Annotated in this window: 15 protein-coding genes; 9 read left to right on the top strand and 6 right to left on the bottom strand. The window is 56.4% G+C overall.

Annotated elements, in window-relative coordinates:
• The first annotated feature begins 38 nt into the window (after positions 1-38).
• Positions 39-563 carry a putative outer membrane beta-barrel protein gene (locus SHEW_RS19450; protein ID WP_011867547.1) on the top strand — a complete coding sequence of 175 codons (525 nt, stop codon included), beginning with the start codon at positions 39-41 and terminating at the stop codon, positions 561-563.
• Positions 564-656: 93 nt separating this feature from the next.
• Entirely contained in the window at positions 657-1,334 is a 678-nt protein-coding gene (locus SHEW_RS19455) for a DUF3157 family protein (RefSeq protein ID WP_011867548.1), read from the top strand.
• A 65-nt stretch (positions 1,335-1,399) separates the two neighbouring features.
• On the opposite strand, the gene SHEW_RS19460 is transcribed toward SHEW_RS19455, so the two are convergent.
• The 4 genes from SHEW_RS19460 to hutC form a co-directional block, all read right to left on the bottom strand.
• Positions 1,400-1,879: a PaaI family thioesterase gene (locus SHEW_RS19460; protein WP_011867549.1), complete on the bottom strand. Its 480-nt coding sequence runs from the start codon at positions 1,877-1,879 to the stop codon at positions 1,400-1,402.
• A 150-nt stretch (positions 1,880-2,029) separates the two neighbouring features.
• Positions 2,030-3,562, bottom strand: a complete 1,533-nt coding sequence (gene hutH / locus SHEW_RS19465; protein WP_011867550.1) for a histidine ammonia-lyase — start codon at positions 3,560-3,562, stop codon at positions 2,030-2,032.
• A gap of 27 nt (positions 3,563-3,589) precedes the next feature.
• Positions 3,590-5,260, bottom strand: a complete 1,671-nt coding sequence (gene hutU / locus SHEW_RS19470) for a urocanate hydratase (RefSeq protein ID WP_011867551.1) — start codon at positions 5,258-5,260, stop codon at positions 3,590-3,592.
• A 123-nt stretch (positions 5,261-5,383) separates the two neighbouring features.
• Positions 5,384-6,091, bottom strand: a complete 708-nt coding sequence (gene hutC, locus SHEW_RS19475; protein ID WP_011867552.1) for a histidine utilization transcriptional repressor HutC — start codon at positions 6,089-6,091, stop codon at positions 5,384-5,386.
• 183 nt (positions 6,092-6,274) lie between these two features.
• Between hutC and hutI the strand changes: the two genes are divergently transcribed.
• Both hutI and SHEW_RS19485 read left to right on the top strand, forming a co-directional pair.
• Positions 6,275-7,501: an imidazolonepropionase gene (gene hutI / locus SHEW_RS19480; protein ID WP_011867553.1), complete on the top strand. Its 1,227-nt coding sequence runs from the start codon at positions 6,275-6,277 to the stop codon at positions 7,499-7,501.
• A 444-nt stretch (positions 7,502-7,945) separates the two neighbouring features.
• Entirely contained in the window at positions 7,946-9,559 is a 1,614-nt protein-coding gene (locus tag SHEW_RS19485; RefSeq protein WP_223294746.1) for a KAP family P-loop NTPase fold protein, read from the top strand.
• Between the two features lie 382 nt (positions 9,560-9,941).
• Here SHEW_RS19485 and SHEW_RS20980 read toward each other — a convergent pair whose 3' ends face one another.
• On the bottom strand, positions 9,942-10,166 hold the full coding sequence (locus tag SHEW_RS20980; protein WP_011867555.1) for a GDCCVxC domain-containing (seleno)protein: 225 nt from the start codon (positions 10,164-10,166) through the stop codon (positions 9,942-9,944).
• Between the two features lie 313 nt (positions 10,167-10,479).
• Here SHEW_RS20980 and SHEW_RS19495 point away from each other — a divergent pair, with 313 nt between their 5' ends.
• Positions 10,480-11,556, top strand: coding sequence for a hypothetical protein (locus SHEW_RS19495; RefSeq protein ID WP_011867556.1), 1,077 nt, complete (start codon positions 10,480-10,482; stop codon positions 11,554-11,556).
• A gap of 31 nt (positions 11,557-11,587) precedes the next feature.
• Here the strand turns inward: SHEW_RS19495 and SHEW_RS19500 are convergent, their stop codons facing one another.
• Entirely contained in the window at positions 11,588-12,118 is a 531-nt protein-coding gene (locus SHEW_RS19500; RefSeq protein WP_011867557.1) for a helix-turn-helix transcriptional regulator, read from the bottom strand.
• Positions 12,119-12,354: 236 nt separating this feature from the next.
• Here SHEW_RS19500 and SHEW_RS19505 point away from each other — a divergent pair, with 236 nt between their 5' ends.
• The 4 genes from SHEW_RS19505 to SHEW_RS19520 are packed head-to-tail and all read left to right on the top strand — an operon-like array spanning position 12,355 to position 17,981.
• Complete coding sequence (locus SHEW_RS19505) at positions 12,355-13,587, top strand: TolC family protein (RefSeq protein ID WP_011867558.1); 1,233 nt, start codon at positions 12,355-12,357, stop codon at positions 13,585-13,587.
• Positions 13,584-14,624 carry an efflux RND transporter periplasmic adaptor subunit gene (locus tag SHEW_RS19510; protein WP_011867559.1) on the top strand — a complete coding sequence of 347 codons (1,041 nt, stop codon included), beginning with the start codon at positions 13,584-13,586 and terminating at the stop codon, positions 14,622-14,624. The genes SHEW_RS19505 and SHEW_RS19510 overlap by 4 nt, the downstream gene beginning before the upstream one ends.
• Before the next feature lies 1 nt (position 14,625).
• On the top strand, positions 14,626-17,679 hold the full coding sequence (locus SHEW_RS19515; protein ID WP_011867560.1) for an efflux RND transporter permease subunit: 3,054 nt from the start codon (positions 14,626-14,628) through the stop codon (positions 17,677-17,679).
• On the top strand, positions 17,676-17,981 hold the full coding sequence (locus tag SHEW_RS19520; RefSeq protein WP_011867561.1) for a DUF3240 family protein: 306 nt from the start codon (positions 17,676-17,678) through the stop codon (positions 17,979-17,981). Before SHEW_RS19515 ends, SHEW_RS19520 begins: the two co-directional genes overlap by 4 nt.
• The last annotated feature ends 23 nt before the right edge of the window (positions 17,982-18,004 follow it).

An 18,004-nucleotide genomic window follows, 5' to 3' on the forward strand; every position in this document is an offset into this window, starting at 1 on the left:
TCTCAACAATCCATTGTCCCGTGATGATGGAGAAAATTATGCTAAAGCCTCTACTCGGCGCCGTCTTACTCGTCGGCGCCAGCCCCCTGTTGGCGGCAGACCAAACCCAGGGGCCAAGCCCCAAGACGGCCATCACCCTGGATTATATTCCGGCCGAGTCGGCGCTCTATGGTATCACCCTGGCACCCAGCCATTATGACAGGAATTATGCCAACTGGGGCGACTATCTGGGCTATGCCCAAAGTCAGAAACGGGACATAGAAGTGGAGGCCCCCAGCGAGGCCTATGCCCAGGATAAACTGTGGCGGTTCGGCCTCAGCTATGGACTCACAGACCATCTCAGTCTCTACGGCGGCGCCAGCGCCTACACCCATGAATACTCCTACACCAACAATATCTCGCCGCGCATCGTCGACGGTAAGCCCACTTGGGAAACGGAGCGAGACACCCGCTGGGGCGGCGAGCTCGGCGTCCGCTATCGACTTGGCCGTCACCTGGTGCTCGGTCTGGGTTATGACTCGGCCAGCCAGTCGGCGCTCTTCAGCCTGGGCTACAGCAACTAAAATCCGCTAATCGCGATCCAGGCATATAGGAATTTAGCGCGAGTTTGACTATGCTAGAGGCCACAGACAAACCGCTAAAACTGGTTAAATTCAATGTATAAAGCACTACAAAGCTGCGCCATCATGGCCCTCTTCCTCCTGATGGCTCCCGCCTTTGCAGCCGATAAGGCTGACGATGCCGTCGCGCTGATCACCCTGGAAAATGGCGCCACCGTCAGACTCAACGCCGACTTCACCTGGGAATATGTGTTCCTAACGCCGCAGGCTAACACGGTAACGACAGAGCCCCAGGCAACTACAGAGACAATCCAGACTCAAACGAGTACAGAGGCTGGACAAGTTGTCGCTCAGGCTCCCAAGGTGCAGCCTGTGGTGATCGCCAGCGGCCCAGTCGTGGGCGGCGCCATGACGGCATCGGCCATGGATCATGCCAACCTGCTGCGTTCCACCGCCAAGGGTGGCGCCAAGGTGAGCTACCTCAAGAGCCAGTGGGACAGCAAGGGGCGCCTGGGACTCAACTTCGAGCTGAGCAGCAACAGCGAAGAGAACTATGTGATCATCGAGATGGAGATCGGCCTGTATGCCGACTCGGGCGAGCTGATCAAGACAGAGACGGTCAACGTCTGGCAGGCTATTTTCCGCGTGCCCGAGACCTATCTGCGTAAGGGACAGACCCGCGACAGCGAGACCTTCTGGATCGAAGGCATAGACAAGGCCAGGTGGAGCAAGGAGCTGATGACGCTGAAGATTATCGACATGAGCTCGCGCTAACCCTGACGGCTTAGCAAAGCAAATCGTTAGTCGAAAAGAAAAACAGGCCTTAATGGCCTGTTTTATTATGCGGACGTAGCGGCCATGGTCTCTGGCATCTTGACCGCCACCATATGGCCGCGGGCACACAGCTTACCGTCTGCCGACAGGGCAATCTCCACCACCACCTTGCGGGGCTTCACCTCTTTGATCTCACCGACAAGCTCCAGCTCCACGCCCATGGGGGTCGGCGCCAGGTAGTCTATGTTGAGGGCGGCGGTGACAAATCTTGGCGGCTCATCCAGCTGCTCCCCCGCCTGTTCGAGCGCTCGCTGGGCGGCGGCGCTTGCACTGCCCGTACCGTGACAATCGATAAGCGAAGCGATAAGGCCGCCATAGACGAAGCCTGGGATCGCCGTATGAAAGGGCTTGGGCATAAAGTGGGCTATGGTCTGCTCGCCGCGCCAATAACTCTTGAGTTGATGCCCCTGCTCGTTGTTGCGTCCACAGCCATAGCAGTGGCTCAGGTCATCCGGGTAGGCATCCTGAAAGGCGATTCCCTGCATAGTAAACTCCTCGACAAATTGGCCTTCTACGCTAACGGGATAGCGTCCCCATGGCAACACAGACTTATGGACTAATACCTATCCTAGTTGGCCCTATACGCCATCCAATAAAAAAGGGCCCTAAGGCCCTTTTCGCTCACAGCATTTCCACTAGAGGCTAGGTAGCACGCCCGCCGGTAGATACTGGTTGTAACTGGCGCTCAATAGCAGGTCGGTAGCCGCCTCGATATCCGGACCGAAGAATCTGTCCTTATCATAGTAGGCCACCACCTCACGTAGCTCGGCCTTAGCCTTAGCCACGGCCGTTGCAGGCTGCAGCGGTGCGCGGAAATCCAGGCCCTGAGCCGCCGCCAGTAGTTCAACTGCCAGCACGCCACGGGTGTTTTCCGACATGTCGCGCAGACGACGCGCCGCAAAGGTCGCCATAGAGACGTGATCTTCCTGGTTGGCCGAGGTCGGCAGGCTGTCGACCGAGGCTGGATGGGCGTAGGTCTTGTTCTCAGAGGCCAGGGCCGCCGCAGTCACCTGGGCGATCATGAAGCCTGAGTTCACCCCGCCGTTTTCCACTAGGAATGGTGGCAGCTTAGAGAGGTTAGAGTCGATCAGCAGGGCGATACGACGCTCGGCGATGGAGCCCAGCTCGGCCAAAGCGATCGCCAGATTGTCCGCCGCCATGGCCACAGGCTCGGCGTGGAAGTTACCGCCCGAGATGATGTCGCCGGTATCCTGGAACACCAGTGGGTTATCGGTTACGCCGTTGGCTTCGGTGGCCAGCACCTCGGCGGCGTGACGGATCTGAGTCAGACAGGCACCCAGCACCTGCGGCTGACAACGCAGCGAATAAGGATCTTGCACCTTCTCACAGTTGATGTGATCCAGGCTGATCTCAGACTCATCACCCAGCAGGTGACGGAACACGGCGGCCGAGTCGATCTGACCCTTCTGACCACGGGCCGCATGGATGCGTGGGTCGAATGGGCTACGACTGCCCATGGCGGCCTCGACGCTCATGGCGCCGATCACTGAGCTGGCCGCAAACAGATCTTCGGCGTTGAACAGACCTTCCAGCGCTAGGGCGGTAGAAGCCTGGGTGCCGTTGAGCAGCGCCAGACCTTCCTTCGCCGCCAGTTCAATCGGCTTAAGGCCGGCAATCTCCAAACCTTCGGCGGCCGAGATGATCTGTCCCTTGTAGCTCATCTCGCCTTCGCCCAGCAGCGGCAGACACATGTGTGACAGCGGTGCCAGGTCGCCCGAGGCGCCTACCGAGCCCTTCTCGGGCACACAGGGGTAAACTTCGGCGTTCACCAGGGCGATCAGGAAGTTGATCACCTCGAGACGAATACCTGAGAAGCCACGGCTCAAGGAGTTGATCTTCAACACCATCATCAGGCGCACGGTCGCGTCTTGCATATACTGGCCTGTACCGGCGGCGTGTGACAACACGATAGAGCGCTGCAGCAGCTGCAGATCCTGCTCACCAATCTTAGTGTTGGCCAGCAGACCGAAGCCTGTGTTGATGCCGTAGACGGTGCGGCCTTCGTCAAGCACCTTCTGTACCAGACCGGCACTGGTGTTGATGTCGGCCACGGCGCTGTCACACAGCTCCAGGCTCACCTTGCCACGGCTGATGGCTCTTAGCTGTGCCAGGCTCAGGGTGCCTGGCTTTAATACTAGATGACTCATTTTTACAACCTCTTGTTCTTATTGTTTTTATAGGTCGAGCATAGGCAAATCCAGGCCCTGCTCCTTGGCGCACTGCTTGGCGATCTCATAGCCAGCATCCGCATGACGCATCACGCCAGTGGCAGGGTCGTTCCACAGCACACGGCCCAGACGCGCCTCGGCCTCGTCGGTACCATCGGCAACGATCACCACACCCGAGTGTTGGCTGAAGCCCATGCCGACGCCGCCGCCATGGTGCAGAGACACCCAGGTCGCGCCGCTTGCCGTGTTAAGTAGGGCGTTCATCAGCGGCCAATCCGATACCGCATCGCTGCCGTCAAGCATAGATTCGGTCTCGCGGTTAGGGCTTGCCACAGAGCCAGAATCCAGATGGTCACGACCGATCACGATTGGCGCCGACAGCTCACCGTTTTTCACCATCTCGTTGAAGGCCTTAGCCAGACGCGCCCTGTCTTTCAGGCCGACCCAGCAGATACGTGCCGGCAGGCCCTGGAAAGCGATGCGCTCACGCGCCATGTCCAGCCAGTTATGCAGGTGTGGGTTGTCTGGGATCAGCTCCTTCACCTTGGCATCTGTCTTGTAGATATCTTCCGGATCGCCAGAGAGCGCCGCCCAGCGGAAGGGACCTATGCCTTCGCAGAAGAGTGGGCGCACATAGGCGGGCACGAAGCCTGGGAAGTCGAAGGCATTTTCCACGCCCTCTTCGAACGCCATCTGGCGAATGTTGTTACCATAGTCTGTGGTGGCCGCACCTGCCGCCTGCAGGGCCAGCATGGCTTTAACCTGTACCGCCATCGACTGCTTGGCCGCCTTAACCACGGCCGCCTCATCTTGCTTACGCATCTCGGCGGCGTATTCCAGGGTCCAACCCTGTGGCAGATAGCCGTTTAGTGGATCGTGGGCCGAGGTCTGGTCGGTCACTACATCCGGGGTGATGCCACGCTCTACCAGCTCGGCGAAGATGTCGGCGGCGTTGGCCAGCAGGCCGACAGACACTGGCTTGCCGCTCTTGTTGGCTTCGTCGATCATCGCCAGCGCCTCATCCAGGCTAGTGGCCTTCTTGTCCACATAACGGGTACGTAGACGGAAGTCGATGCGAGTCTCGTCCACCTCACAGGCCAGTACAGAGTAGCCCGCCATGGTGCCGGCCAGTGGCTGAGCGCCACCCATGCCACCCAGGCCGCCGGTGAGGATCCACTTGCCGCTGGCATCGCCACCAAAGTGTTGCTTGGCCATGGCCACGAAGGTCTCGTAGGTGCCCTGGACAATGCCCTGAGAGCCGATGTAGATCCAAGAACCTGCAGTCATCTGGCCATACATGGCCAGGCCCTTCTTATCCAGCTCGTTGAAGTGTTCCCAGTTGGCCCAGTGTGGCACCAGGTTAGAGTTGGCGATGATGACGCGCGGCGCGTTGCTGTGGGTCTTGAACACGCCCACAGGCTTGCCCGACTGTACCAGCAGGGTCTCATCTTCTTCTAGGCGCTGCAGCACCTCTACGATCTTGTCATAGCATTGCCAGTCACGGGCCGCACGGCCGATACCGCCGTAGACCACCAGGTCTTCCGGACGCTCGGCGACATCTGGGTGCAGGTTGTTCATCAGCATGCGCATCGGCGCCTCGGTGAGCCAGCTCTTACAGCTCAGCGTAGTGCCATGTGGCGCTATGATGCGACGGCTAGGGTCGTGTCTCTTATCCATTCTTGCTTACCTCAATTGTGCTGTCTTGATGACATTATTTTTATCTTTATTCAGTAACTTATTACCTGTTGCAGCCTAAGTGCTGCTAAGGGAAACAGGCCGTTCCCAAATGGGTTTATCGCCTTACCGGTTGAAGGTCAGGTGTCCGCCGAGGCGGAAACGGCTGCCCGGATGCAACAGGCGAGCGAAACTCACCACGCCCTGACGGGACCAGGTGCGACGCAGGATCTGCAGGCAAGGCTCGCTTTGGGTTATCTGTAATCGCTCACGCTGGATATCGTCGGCTACCACGGCCTCTATGGTGTGGCGGGCCTCGGTGAGCGGTGCCACGAAGGAGAGATATTCGTGGGGCGTCTGCAGGCTAAAATCCTGGGCCAGATAGTCGGGCACCAGCTGGGGATTAACGAAACGCTCCTCTAGCTGCAGCGGCGTCCCCTGCTCGCAGTGCACCAGTACGGAGTAGAACACCTCGCTGCCCTCCTCGAGTCCCAGGGCGATGGCGATCTGCGCCGTGGCCTGGGTCTGGGTCAGTGCCAGCTGCTTCACGCTGTAGCCATGACCCCTGTCCTTGATCTCGTCGGCGATGTTGCGGATCGCCATCATGGAGGACTGCGACTTAAGCCCGGCGACGAAGGTGCCCAGCCCCTGGGAGCGCTCGAGCACGCCGGACTCGGTCAGCTCGGTCAGGGCGCGCCGCGCAGTCATGCGGCTACAGTCAAACAGCTCGGCCAGCTGGTTCTCCGACGGCACGCGGCTATGCTGCTGCCACTCGCCGGACTCCACCTTGGTCAAGATAAACTGTTTGATCTCTGCAAACTTGGGCGTCGCCATCTCTGCTCCTTGTGGGCGGCCCGGGTAATGATTACTTCCCAGGCATCGCCGCAAACTCGATTACACTTTTCAAATGCTGAAAATTACCGCTATAATCCTAGCTTGTATATACAAGTAAATACAAGCTAGCTCACATAAATTTATTGCCGCCACCGTTAGGGCGTGCCAGTCGAGGGAAACATCATGTCTTGGGATCAGGTTTGGATTGACGTCAACATCGCCACTATGGACCCTGAAATTTCAGCGCCTTACGGTGCGATCACCGATGCCGCCATCGCCGTCAAGGAGGGCAAGATCGCCTGGATGGGTCCCCGTAGCGAGCTACCCGAGTTCGATGTCTTGTCAACGCCGGTTTACAGAGGCAAGGGCGGCTGGCTCACGCCGGGCCTTATCGATGCCCACACCCACCTGGTGTTCGCTGGCAACCGCGCCAACGAGTTTGAGCTTCGCCTCCAAGGTGCCAGCTATGAAGAGATCGCCCGCGCCGGCGGCGGCATCATCAGCACGGTCAAGGCCTGCCGCGAGGCCAGCGAGGCCGAGCTGTTCGAACTGGGACGCCAACGCCTCAACGCCCTCGCCAAAGAAGGGGTAACCACGGTCGAGATAAAATCTGGCTACGGTCTGGACACAGAAACCGAGCTCAAGCTCCTCAGGGTCGCCCGCGAGCTAGGCAAGCATCATCATGTGGATGTGAAGACCACCTTCCTCGGCGCCCATGCCATTCCGCCCGAGTATAAAGATAACAGCGACGCCTATGTGGACCTGGTGATCGACGAGATGCTGACCGCGGTGATTAACGAAAACCTGGCCGATGCCGTGGATGTCTTCTGTGAAAATATCGCCTTCAGCCTGGAGCAGACAGAGCGGGTGCTGAGCACCGCCAAAGCGGCCGGACTGGATATCAAGCTGCACGCCGAGCAGCTCTCTAACCTGGGCGGGTCGGCCATGGCCGCCAAATTGGGCGCCAAGTCGGTGGATCATATCGAATACCTGGACGAGGTAGGCGTGAAGGCCCTGAGCGAGAGCGGCACCTGTGCCACCCTGCTCCCCGGCGCCTTCTACTTTCTGCGGGAAACCCAGATGCCGCCTATCGACCTGCTGCGCCAATATGAGGTACCTATGGTGCTGGCCAGCGACTATAACCCAGGCTCATCGCCGCTATGCTCTAGCCTGCTGATGCTCAACATGGGCTGCACCCTGTTCCGCCTCACCCCAGAGGAAGCCCTGGCGGGCATGACACGTAACGCCGCCAAGGCGCTGGGAGTCGAGGACTCGGTCGGCGTACTCAAACCTGGCATGCAGGCCGACTTCTGTCTATGGGATATCACCACTCCAGCGGCACTGGCCTACAGCTATGGGGTGGATGTGTGTAAGGAAGTGGTAAAAAACGGAAAGTTGGTTCATCAATAAGATTGTTAGACGCCTGAGCGATGAGGTGTACTCATCGTTTAGGATGGCTCCTGAGCCAAATTTTTCATTTGATAGGTGTTTGAAAACCATAACGCTTTGGCAACCTATCACCTGCGGTGGGCTCATGTGCAAGCACACTTTTGGCACGCAGCAAGCCCATCCCTGGGTGCTCTGCGGTGGCATCCATGCCACCGAAGGCCAAAAGCGTGCTTACACCCGGTCATCTGTCTCTTCGATTTGGCATCATTGCAGAAGTGCCTAACTCTTTTAAGTGAACCCTCTACTCCCCCAAAGGCCAACTCCCACTACCAAGGCGTCCAATAGCTAAAAGGATTGCTGAAACAAATTCTTGTAATAAGGAATATGCAATTGAAATTCATAAATATAAAGACCAAGATGACCTATCAAATGTCACTCGAGATCCAGTAAATGGCGTCACAAATTATGATTGATTGGTCAAGCCCACTTCAAACAGAAGACGGCAGGGAGAACTTCCCTGCCGACCAGCTAGATCGCGCAAAATATGCGGAGTTTCTGACACATTTTTTGGCTTCTAAGGGAGCTGGTAGTTCAGACGAGAGACATAACTATGTATTAAATTTGAACGCCGAATGGGGAGCTGGTAAATCTTACTTCCTGCGTCGCTGGGCGGCAGAATTGAAAGAGAAATACCCCGTTGTTTATGTAGACGCTTGGAAGCAAGACTACTCAGACGATCCCTTAATGACTGTCATCTCATCGATGATAAAGCAGTTAAGAGAACAAGCAGGGAAAAGCGAAGAAGATCCTCTATTTAAAACACCACGTAAATTAATAGGCTTACTCAAAGCTGCCGCGCCAAGCATTGCAAGAGGAGTTGCAACCAAATACTTAGGTATAGATCCCGTAAAAATCATTCAACAAGCTGATGATGACGATATTGGTGAGACGGTTAAAGACCGAAATGGACAAGATATCGATATGGGGCTAGCAGCCTCTAAAATAGTCGAACACTTAATCAAGGATCACGATGCCAAATCTGATGCAATAGCCAGTTTAAAGCTAAGTGTTGAAGAGTGGGTCAGAGCCGTCGCCGGACTTCGAGAAAAGCAGCATCCCGCATTTATATTTATCGATGAACTCGATCGATGCAGGCCTAGTTATGCGGTTGAAATGCTGGAGACGATCAAGCACATTTTCGATATTCCCGGCGTGGTATTTGTCGTTGCCACTGATACAGAACAACTACAACACACAATAAAGGCGATCTACGGCGAAGGCTTCGATGCCCGCACCTACCTTGGCAGGTTCTTTAACAGTCGTTACACCCTAAAGGCACCCTCTTTTGAAAAGTTACTTTCAGTTCATTGTGATATGAAAAAATTATCTGAATCATACTTTAACGATAGAAATATCGAGAACTGGCCAGAACTTGATGTCCAGAGTGAAGGCTCTGATTTAATACCACTCAAAAATCTAACGACCATGTATAACGTCTTTTCGTTATCGGCAAGGCAAGTCATTCAAACAACAGAACGCCTCATTTCTGTTGTCGAAAATCTAAAGACCAATTCACACATAAACCTGCTCTATCTAGCATTCCTGCTCTGTCTGAGAGAGAAAAATCAGATGTTATATGACTTAGTTTTAACAAAGGATTTGATACATCAACTTGATAATAAAAAACAATTACATTACGAATTAATGGAAATAGTTTCGGCCAGTGACCCAGAAAAATTAAGTTTCAACCTAAAGCCGAGTAATTTATTTTCAGTCGGACATGCCAACTATTTAAACTCTATAGCAGACAACCTTATTTCAGATGGGCAATATGAATTAGGTGTTTACCAATTTATAGAGGTCTCACATACTCTCATAAAATCAGTTTCAAGAATCTCAAACCTTAGGAATGAGGCCATTCGTTCTTTGTCAAATAGGAATCAAACTCCAGATATAAAAAATTGGTTTGTTATTATCGCTGAAATTGAAAATAAAAAAAGTAACTATAACAATTCGGCATACAAGGATTTAGTCGAACTCGCTTCCGCACTAGATGTACCTGAATCAAAAATTGCATAAACCCCAAGTGAGAAACGACCATCACTTATATCATCTAAGGGCATCAGCTGAAGGTTAATCGAAGAGACGTTGGATAAGGTGTGTAGGTATGTCTGAGGGTATCGAAAACGGGGCCAAAAATGTTCCCGACATTTTTCGGCATTCCCGACATCCATGTCGGTCAGATGTTTTCGTTAAGCGGCCAGGGATGGCTTTACAGCGTCCCGAAGACGTACCTGCACATAAGCCCGCGGCAGGCGATTAACAGCAATTATGGTAATATTTACAATCACCTATACAAATGACAACTCAGCGCAAAGTTAATAATTTGCTCTTTACCTCACAGGTTCAGATCCAAACCGTTATTAAAGAGAGCCCGCGCTAATCCCCACCATTCTGGGTCTCAGGAAGACCTACCCTGACAACACCCGCCAAGTTGTATTGGCGGACACTTCACCGTACCGTAGGAGCAGAAGACGCAGCAGTCGCCGGGGAGGGGTTTGAGAATCCCGTGGCAGCCATGGCATTCGTAGAAGAATTGGCAGGCGTCCTGGGGCATGGTCTCCACACGCTTGTGACCGCAGTGGGGACAGGTGATCTCAGATTCGAGTCGGATTGAGTTCGCCATAAAAACCTCACACAAGGATCATCACCTCAAGTTACGCCCATCGGGCGCAAATAAACAGCGCCGGGCTCACATTGCAGTAAGCAAGAATATCGACTATTACCTAGCCAAAAACCGCGCGAAACACCAATGGTGGAACAAGATAGTTTCTCAAGCCGTGTAAAGCATTGTGACTCCTCACTGAGCCAAGTGTAACCCCCGATGTACTTGGCTTTGCACATATTTCGCAAGCGGCACAGCCTCTGGCCATAGAGATAGCCACTATACCTAAAAGATCTCCCCTCGCTTGATCAAGCCTGATCGATTAGGAGTCGCTATGAACAGCCACACATTCTCCCGCGCCTATCCCCTGCTAATTGCCAGCCTGCTCGCCGCCGGGCTCACCGTCAGCCCAAGCAGTCAGGCCGACTTGCTATCTGACATCTGGGATAAGCTCAAGACCACGGCAACGGACGCCGCCGACGCCGCAGAGGATGCAGGCAAGACAGTTACCAACACGGTAGATATTCAGGGTAAGGTGCTGATCCTGCAGCAGGCACAGCAGAGCTTTAACGGCTACACCCAACAGATGTTCGACATGATCGAGAATGCCGGCAGTGAAGGCCGCATGGTGATCCAGCAGGAATTTGAGGGGCTGGCCGCCTTCGGTGGCGCCAGCTGCGCCGGGGGTAGCGAGTGCTACCACTTTAAAAACGATCTTATCGCCTTCGTGAGCGACCTGGAATCCACGGGTAACCTGTTGTTTAACATGCAAGACAGCAGCCTGCTCGGCAACATCTATCACTTCGACCCCATGATCAGCCTGATCGATGCCATGCCGGGCTACTCCATCTATCCCCTCTATCGCGCCTTCACGATCGATGGCGGCGCCTTCCAGTCGGGATTCTTCGATGTGTTCCACGAGATGACGACTCATCTGGAAACCCTGAGGCGAGGACTCGGCCCCAATACCAATACAGCCTTCAACAGCAATATCAACAGCCTGGTGGGCGACAGCTGCCAGTTTATCAACAGCGACCCTGCCGAGTTTGAACAGGCCGCCTTCTTCGTCACTGCCGGGGCGGGCTCCATCAAGCTGTTTGGTCAGCTGCTCAAGGCGCTGGGCACCACCAAGATTGAGCCTGTCGCTCAGGTGCACGGCTATGTGGGCGGCACCATAAAGAATAACCCTTTGAAGAAGTTCGGTGAGCTACTCAACGGTATCTCTTCGGCGGCGCTGACGGCCGCCAATTATGGCCATAACAAGCTGAGATACTGCCAAACCCAGGCGATTCAGCAGGCGATCATCGCCAACCAGCAGGAGGTACTGAGCAATCAGGTACGGCTGCTCGAACGTCTGGAGCGCATGGAAAACAGCCTGCCGGCGGGTTGGGCCAGGAAGGGCGGCGAATAACGCTCGGCCGGAGGACGCTGACAAACAGAGGCTAGGCCGCCTCGTTGTTGGCTAGCTCCTGGTTATGATCTTGAATGAAGTCTTCCATAAACCAGGCGCAGAAGGTGTGGCGGCCATCCACCTCGGCCTTACCATAGATGGTGGAGGCCTGCTGGCGCACCGTCTTCTCCTTGGTCTGGCGCACCTCGGCGATCTCCTTAAAGCTGAGCCCCTTGAGGATCAAAAACGCCACCTGCTGCTCGCTCTTGGTGAAGCCCCAGGTATCGAACTGGCTGGCCACCGCCTGGCTATACTCCTGGCGGGCGGCGCGCATCTGAGTCGATAGGTTATCTATCTGCTTATCGGCTTGGGCGAGCCTGTGGGCCAGAGCCTTGACCTGACGGGAGCGACGCATTAGGTCGCGGCTCAGGTAGAGGGTGGCGATCACGGTCAGCAGCACCAAGACACTCTCCTGGGCGATATGCCAGGCGGGGATCTCCAGTTGCACGTCGGCGACAATATCCACCAGCTTAAACAACATGATAAGCACCAAGAGGGCGATGATAACCAGATCCTTTTTCATGGATATTCCTACTCCTATCACGGCCTGCCCACACTCAATTACGCGCCAGACAGCCAAAATCCACAGGCAAATCTACAGCCAAATTCCGATAATACAAAAAAGCGAAGCAACACAAAATCAATAAGTTAGCTTATGGTACATATGTACCATAGGCCGCTTTATGATACATCTCCCTCAAGACAGGGGCGACACAATCACTAGACTGACGGCACACTTTAATACCACAGAAATCGCTTATGTCCGTCGTTAAGTCTTGTATCAAGATATGTCTGTTGACCGCATTAAGTAGCAGTAGTTTCTTTGGCTATGCGGCCTCGACACATCAACTCCACCACCTGCTGAAGATCAGTAAGTCCAGGCTTCCCAATGCCAGCGCCGAGGCGCCCGTCGTCGCGGATGAACGCGCCCAGCAACTGAGCAGCTCAGGCTGGTTGATGGGGCTCCCCAGCATCAGCCTGAGCCATCTGGGCAGCCTGGACAATGGTAACAGCTACGAGCAGGAGGTGTCGCTCAATTTGCCATTAAAGCCCCCCGGCGCCTACGACAGCGACAGCCAGATCAAGCAGTTGTCCCAGGCCATCGGCAGCCAGCAGCAGGCGCTGCAGAATCTCTACCTCTCCGGCCTTATCCGTCAAAGCATCTGGGACTATCGTCTCGCCAGCGTCAAGCTGGCCCAGCTGGAGCGCAAACGTAAGCTGCTGGATAAGCTGCATCAACAGCAGAAGCGCCTCACCGACGTGGGCGAGCTGCCTGTGGCTAATCTGCTGCTACTCGAGCGCGAGCAGGTGGATATCGACCTGCAGCAGATCCAGCTCAAACAGCAACAGGCCGAGGCGGCCTCGCTGTTTTACCGTCTCACGGGCCAGCAGCTGCCACCTGAATCCATCGATGATGAGCCAAGCGCCAAGCTGTGGCAGGTGTCAGAGTTCGACAACCAGCTGGCCCAGCACCCCCTGTGGCAGCTGCAGCGACTACAGCAGCAACAGGCGCGTCTGATGATCGAACGTCAGCAGGCGGGCACACAAGATCCCTGGACCCTCTCACTCACCGCCAAGCGCACCGCCGACGACCAGCTGGACGACAATCAGCTGGGGTTGGGGATCACTGTCCCCCTCGGGGTGAGCTCCGCCCTGTCCCAGAGCGATCTCGCCAGCTGGCAACAGACCAACCAGGAACAACTACTGCAAAGCGATCGCACCTATCTACAACTCAAGACCCAGGCGGAGAAGCTGGCCAAGCAGCAAGAGACGCTCGGCCAGCAGCAGCGACTGCTCAAGCAGGGGCTCTCCCTGAGCCGCACCATCACCGAAGAGCTGGCCAAGGTGAAAGATCAGAACCAGGTGAGCTATGAGATCTGGCTGCGCCGCTATATGGATGCGCTGGATACCGAATCACGCCTGGCGCTGAACCGGGTCAGCCAACAACAACTCCATTCTCAGCAACTACAAGCCTTAGGAATCTCATTATGACGGCCAAGTATGGCGCCAGCCTCCTCTGTTTATCCGCGTTTCTCTCCGCCAGCCTTATGCATCCCGCTCAAGCCGAGCCATTAAGCTTAGAGACCCTAGGCAAGCTTGCCTTAAGCTATGTGCAGCCACAGAAGGTGGCCAGCTACGAGGGCAGCGCCCTGCCCGCCCAGGTCGCCCGCCTACCCGGCAACGATTACTGGGTCAGCACGCCAGAAAATATCCAGCAGGTCACCTTCCTGGTGGGCCAAGGCCAGCCCGTCAGCCAGGGACAGGCCATCGCCAGGCTGACCGGCCCAGAAGTGTTCCACTTCCTGGCCCAGGTCGAGGCCGCCAGCAGCCTGTATCAACTGGCGAAGCAGCGTTACGATCGCAACCGCCCGCTGCTGAAGAACGGTAGCATCAGCGCCGACAAGTGGCGCGAGATCAGCCAGGACTATTTTGCCAGCCACCTCGAATATGAGCATATGCAGCATTTCATGGCCATGGTGCTCGCCAAGGATGAGGCCAGCGAGTCGCTGACCATAGGCGCGCCCGTGGCCGGTATCGTCAAACTCAATCAGCTCGACACCCCCTACCACGCCGGCACACAGCTCTTCTCTCTGGTACCCAGCGATGCCATTCGCGTCCGGGTCAATGTGCCCATGAGCCAGTCAGCCTCGCTGTCTGCAATCAACATCAATGCCTGTCATCTCACCATAGATGCCCAGTCGGCCATCGCCGACGGCGCCTTTATCAACGCCTGGTCTGAGCCGGTTCCTCAAGGCTGTAACTTGTTGCTGGGACAGCAGATCACTGTGATACCCGAGTATCAAAAGGCCGTCTACCTGCTGCCCAAGCATAGCGTCTTCAGCTGGGAGCAGGAGAGTCAGGTATTTACCCAGCAGGCGAGCCAGCTTGAGGCGGTCACCATAGAAATACTGGGATCGACGCCTGAGCAATACATAGTCGCCAGCGATCTGGATCTGAGCCAGATGCAGGTGTTGTCGCAGTCGGTGGCGGCGGTGAAAGGGATCATGCTCGGCCTAGGGGGCGAATAAGATGCTGACCTCGGTAATACGCTTCTCCCTCACCCAGCGCCTGTTTGTGCTGATCGTCGCCGCCATCTTGATGGCCGCCGGCGGCAAGGCCTGGCTGGCGATCCCCTTAGATGCCTTTCCCGATATCTCGCCCACCCAGGTGAAGATCATCCTCAAGGCGCCGGGCATGACGCCCGAAGAGATAGAGGCGCAGATCACTGTGCCCATAGAGACAGAGCTGCTGGGGATCCCCAATCAGGCGATCCTACGCTCGACCACCAAGTACGCCATCAGTGACATCACCCTGGATTTCGCCGAAGGCACAGATATCTACTGGGCGAGGCAGCAGGTGAGCGAACGCCTGGCCGCCGTGTGGGACAGCTTCCCCGAAGGGGTCTCCGGCGGTGTTGCTCCCATGAGTACTCCCTTGAGCGAGATCTTCATGTTCTCCCTGGAAAACCCCAACCTGTCGCTGATGGAACGCAGGCAGCTACTAGAATGGGAGGTGCGTCCTTTGCTGCGCACAGTGCCCGGGGTGGCCGATGTCAACATTCTCGGTGGCTATGCCAAGAGCTTCAGCATCAGCCCCAACCCGGCGGCCATGGCGGCGGCCGGCATAGGCTTTGCGGATCTGCAGCAGGCGATCAAGGACAACAACCACAACGAGGGCGCAGGTAAACTCACCATAGGCACTGACACCATTATCGTGCGCGCCGAGGGCCGCATCGACGATATCGACGAGCTGGGACAACTCGTGGTGAAGGCCGACGATGCCAAGGTCTATCGCCTTAAGGATCTGGCCGAGATCCAGATAGGTCACCTGGCGCGCTACGGCGCGGTCACCAAGGATGGTGATGAGACCGCCGAGGCGTTGATCATCGCCCTGAAAGACACTAATACGGCGCAAGTTGTCGACGGCATTAAGCAGAAGCTAGCGCAGATCCAGACCAGCCTGCCGGAGGGCAGCGTGATCAACACCTTCTACGATCGCGCCAACCTGATCAACACCGCCATAGACACCATCTCCAGCGCCCTCTTCGAGGCGGTGCTCTTGGTGATCGTGCTGTTGGCGCTATTTCTGGGCAATGTGCGCGCCGCTTTGGTGGTGTCCCTGTCGCTGCCGCTGGCGGCTCTGATGACCTTCCTGCTGATGGATCTGTTCGACCTGTCGGCCAACCTGATGAGCCTGGGCGGCCTGGTGATCGCCATCGGCATGTTGGTGGACTCCTCTGTGGTGGTGGTCGAAAACATGGTCAATCAGATCGCCTCCAAACAGCGACTGCCGCGCCTGCACCTGATCTTCCGCGCCACCAAGGATGTCGCCATCCCTGTGGTCTCGGGCACCATCATCGTCATCATAGTCTTCTCGCCCCTGCTGAGCCTCACCGGCCTGGAGGGCAAACTATTTACCCCGGTGGCGGTCACAATAGTGTTCGCCATGCTCTCCTCCCTGGTGCTGGCGCTCACCGTCATCCCTGTGATCGCCTCCTATCTGGTGAACGAGAAGGCGGCCCAGGAGCCCAGGGCGATAGAGAAGCTCAAGGCCGCCTACCTTGGCAGCCTGAAACGCACCTTCGAGGCGAAGAAAGGCTTTATGCTCACCGCCTTCAGCCTGTTGATCGTCAGCCTTGGGCTGTTTAGCCTGGTGGGCAAGACCTTCATGCCCACCCTGGATGAGGGCGATATCATTTTGCAGCTGGAGAAGTCACCCTCTATCTCGCTGGAGGCCTCCATCGCCATCGACAAACAGATACAGCAGACCCTGCTGAGCAAGGTGCCTGAGATAAAACAGATGGTCGCCCGCACCGGCGCCGACGAGATAGGCCTGGATCCTATGGGGCTGAACGAGACGGACGTGTTTCTCGAGCTGGCGCCGCGCAGCGAGTGGCGCTTCGATACCAAGGCAGAGCTTATCGAGGCGATTCGCGGCGAGCTGCTGCAATACGCCGGGGTTAACTTTAACTTCACCCAGCCGATCCAGATGCGGGTCTCCGAGATGTTGACCGGCAGCATAGGCGATGTGGCCATCAAGGTGTTCGGCACAGATATCGACACCCTGGGCACTCTGACCGGCGAGATCCAGCAACTGGTGAGCGCCACAAACGGCAGCGTAGATGTGAAGATGTCGCTTATCGAGGGCAGCCCCTTCATCAACCTCACCCTGGATAACGAGCTGGCGAGAGGCTTCGGCATGAGCACCATGGAGTTTGCCCGCTACCTCAAGAGCCAACTCGAAGGGGTGGCGGTGACCGAGGTGCTGCAGGGCAAGAAGCGCACCCCAGTGCTGATCGCCAGCGGCGAGGGCAAGCTTGGCAGCATCAACGAGCTTAAGCAACAGCTGCTGGTGATGCCGGATCACTCCCTCAGGCGCCTGACCGATGTGGCCAAGCTCAGCTATAAGGAGGGCCCGATACTGATCGAGCGGGAACAGGGGGATCGCTTCTCGGTGATCACCACCAATGTCGAGGGACGGGATATCGTTGGCTTCGTCGAAGAGCTTAACGCCAAGATAGGCGAGCAGATCAAGCTGCCGGCCGGCTACAGCGTCAGCTTCGGCGGCGAGTTTGAGAATCAGCAGCGCGCCACCAACAACCTGCTGCTGGTGATCCCCATCGCCATGGCGCTGATCACCCTGATCCTCTTCACCACCTTCGGCTCCCTCTCCAAGGCTGGGCTGATCCTGGCCAACGTGCCCTTCGCCATGATGGGCGGCATCGTCAGCCTCTACCTGTCGGGGGAATACCTGTCGGTCCCCGCGTCGGTGGGCTTCATCGCCCTCCTGGGGGTGGCCGTGCTCAATGGCGTGGTGATGGTCAGCTACTATGAGCAGACCCGTCACCTGTTTAGCGACCTCTTGACCCGGGTGGAACAGGGCGCCATGCGCCGCCTGCGCCCCATCCTGATGACGGCCACCACCGCCATGTTTGGCCTGATGCCGCTGGTGTTTGCCACCGGCCCTGGTGCCGAGATCCAGAAACCCCTGGCCATAGTGGTGATAGGCGGCCTGCTGACCTCCACCATCACCACCCTCTACCTGTTGCCTATCCTCTACTACTGGCTGGAGAAACGCCGATGAGCAGTGAACAACTACTGGTGCTGATCGCCCAGAACGATATTAAAGACGACATAGTCGACACCCTGATCGAGCTGGATTTTCTTTCCGGCTTCAGCCTTGGCAATATCTGTGGCTTCAGCCGCGAGCACAGCCACTTCAACATCAAGGAGCAGGTGGAGGGCTATCGGGAGTTCTGCAAGTTCGAGATCATGCACCCCAGCAGCCAGCAGCAGGCCCTGCTCGCCGTGCTCGCCAGGGTGTGCCAGCACAACCCCTGTCGCTACTGGATCATGCCGATCCAGCAGACAGGTACCCTCTGTTAACTTTGGATAACGCCTTCGGCCTG

It is taken from the genome of Shewanella loihica PV-4 (assembly GCF_000016065.1).
Lineage (GTDB): Bacteria > Pseudomonadota > Gammaproteobacteria > Enterobacterales > Shewanellaceae > Shewanella > Shewanella loihica.

What these genes read in the sequence shown, in the direction of transcription:
- SHEW_RS19510 (WP_011867559.1), top strand. Translation starts at nt 13,584, where the DNA reads ATGACGGCCAAGTATGGCGCCAGCCTCCTCTGTTTATCCGCGTTTCTC.
- hutH (WP_011867550.1), bottom strand. Translation starts at nt 3,562, where the DNA reads ATGAGTCATCTAGTATTAAAGCCAGGCACCCTGAGCCTGGCACAGCTA.
- SHEW_RS19450 (WP_011867547.1), top strand. Translation starts at nt 39, where the DNA reads ATGCTAAAGCCTCTACTCGGCGCCGTCTTACTCGTCGGCGCCAGCCCC.
- SHEW_RS19505 (WP_011867558.1), top strand. Translation starts at nt 12,355, where the DNA reads ATGTCCGTCGTTAAGTCTTGTATCAAGATATGTCTGTTGACCGCATTA.
- hutC (WP_011867552.1), bottom strand. Translation starts at nt 6,091, where the DNA reads ATGGCGACGCCCAAGTTTGCAGAGATCAAACAGTTTATCTTGACCAAG.
- SHEW_RS19485 (WP_223294746.1), top strand. Translation starts at nt 7,946, where the DNA reads ATGATTGATTGGTCAAGCCCACTTCAAACAGAAGACGGCAGGGAGAAC.
- hutU (WP_011867551.1), bottom strand. Translation starts at nt 5,260, where the DNA reads ATGGATAAGAGACACGACCCTAGCCGTCGCATCATAGCGCCACATGGC.
- SHEW_RS19515 (WP_011867560.1), top strand. Translation starts at nt 14,626, where the DNA reads ATGCTGACCTCGGTAATACGCTTCTCCCTCACCCAGCGCCTGTTTGTG.
- SHEW_RS20980 (WP_011867555.1), bottom strand. Translation starts at nt 10,166, where the DNA reads ATGGCGAACTCAATCCGACTCGAATCTGAGATCACCTGTCCCCACTGC.
- SHEW_RS19520 (WP_011867561.1), top strand. Translation starts at nt 17,676, where the DNA reads ATGAGCAGTGAACAACTACTGGTGCTGATCGCCCAGAACGATATTAAA.
- SHEW_RS19495 (WP_011867556.1), top strand. Translation starts at nt 10,480, where the DNA reads ATGAACAGCCACACATTCTCCCGCGCCTATCCCCTGCTAATTGCCAGC.
- hutI (WP_011867553.1), top strand. Translation starts at nt 6,275, where the DNA reads ATGTCTTGGGATCAGGTTTGGATTGACGTCAACATCGCCACTATGGAC.
- SHEW_RS19460 (WP_011867549.1), bottom strand. Translation starts at nt 1,879, where the DNA reads ATGCAGGGAATCGCCTTTCAGGATGCCTACCCGGATGACCTGAGCCAC.
- SHEW_RS19455 (WP_011867548.1), top strand. Translation starts at nt 657, where the DNA reads ATGTATAAAGCACTACAAAGCTGCGCCATCATGGCCCTCTTCCTCCTG.
- SHEW_RS19500 (WP_011867557.1), bottom strand. Translation starts at nt 12,118, where the DNA reads ATGAAAAAGGATCTGGTTATCATCGCCCTCTTGGTGCTTATCATGTTG.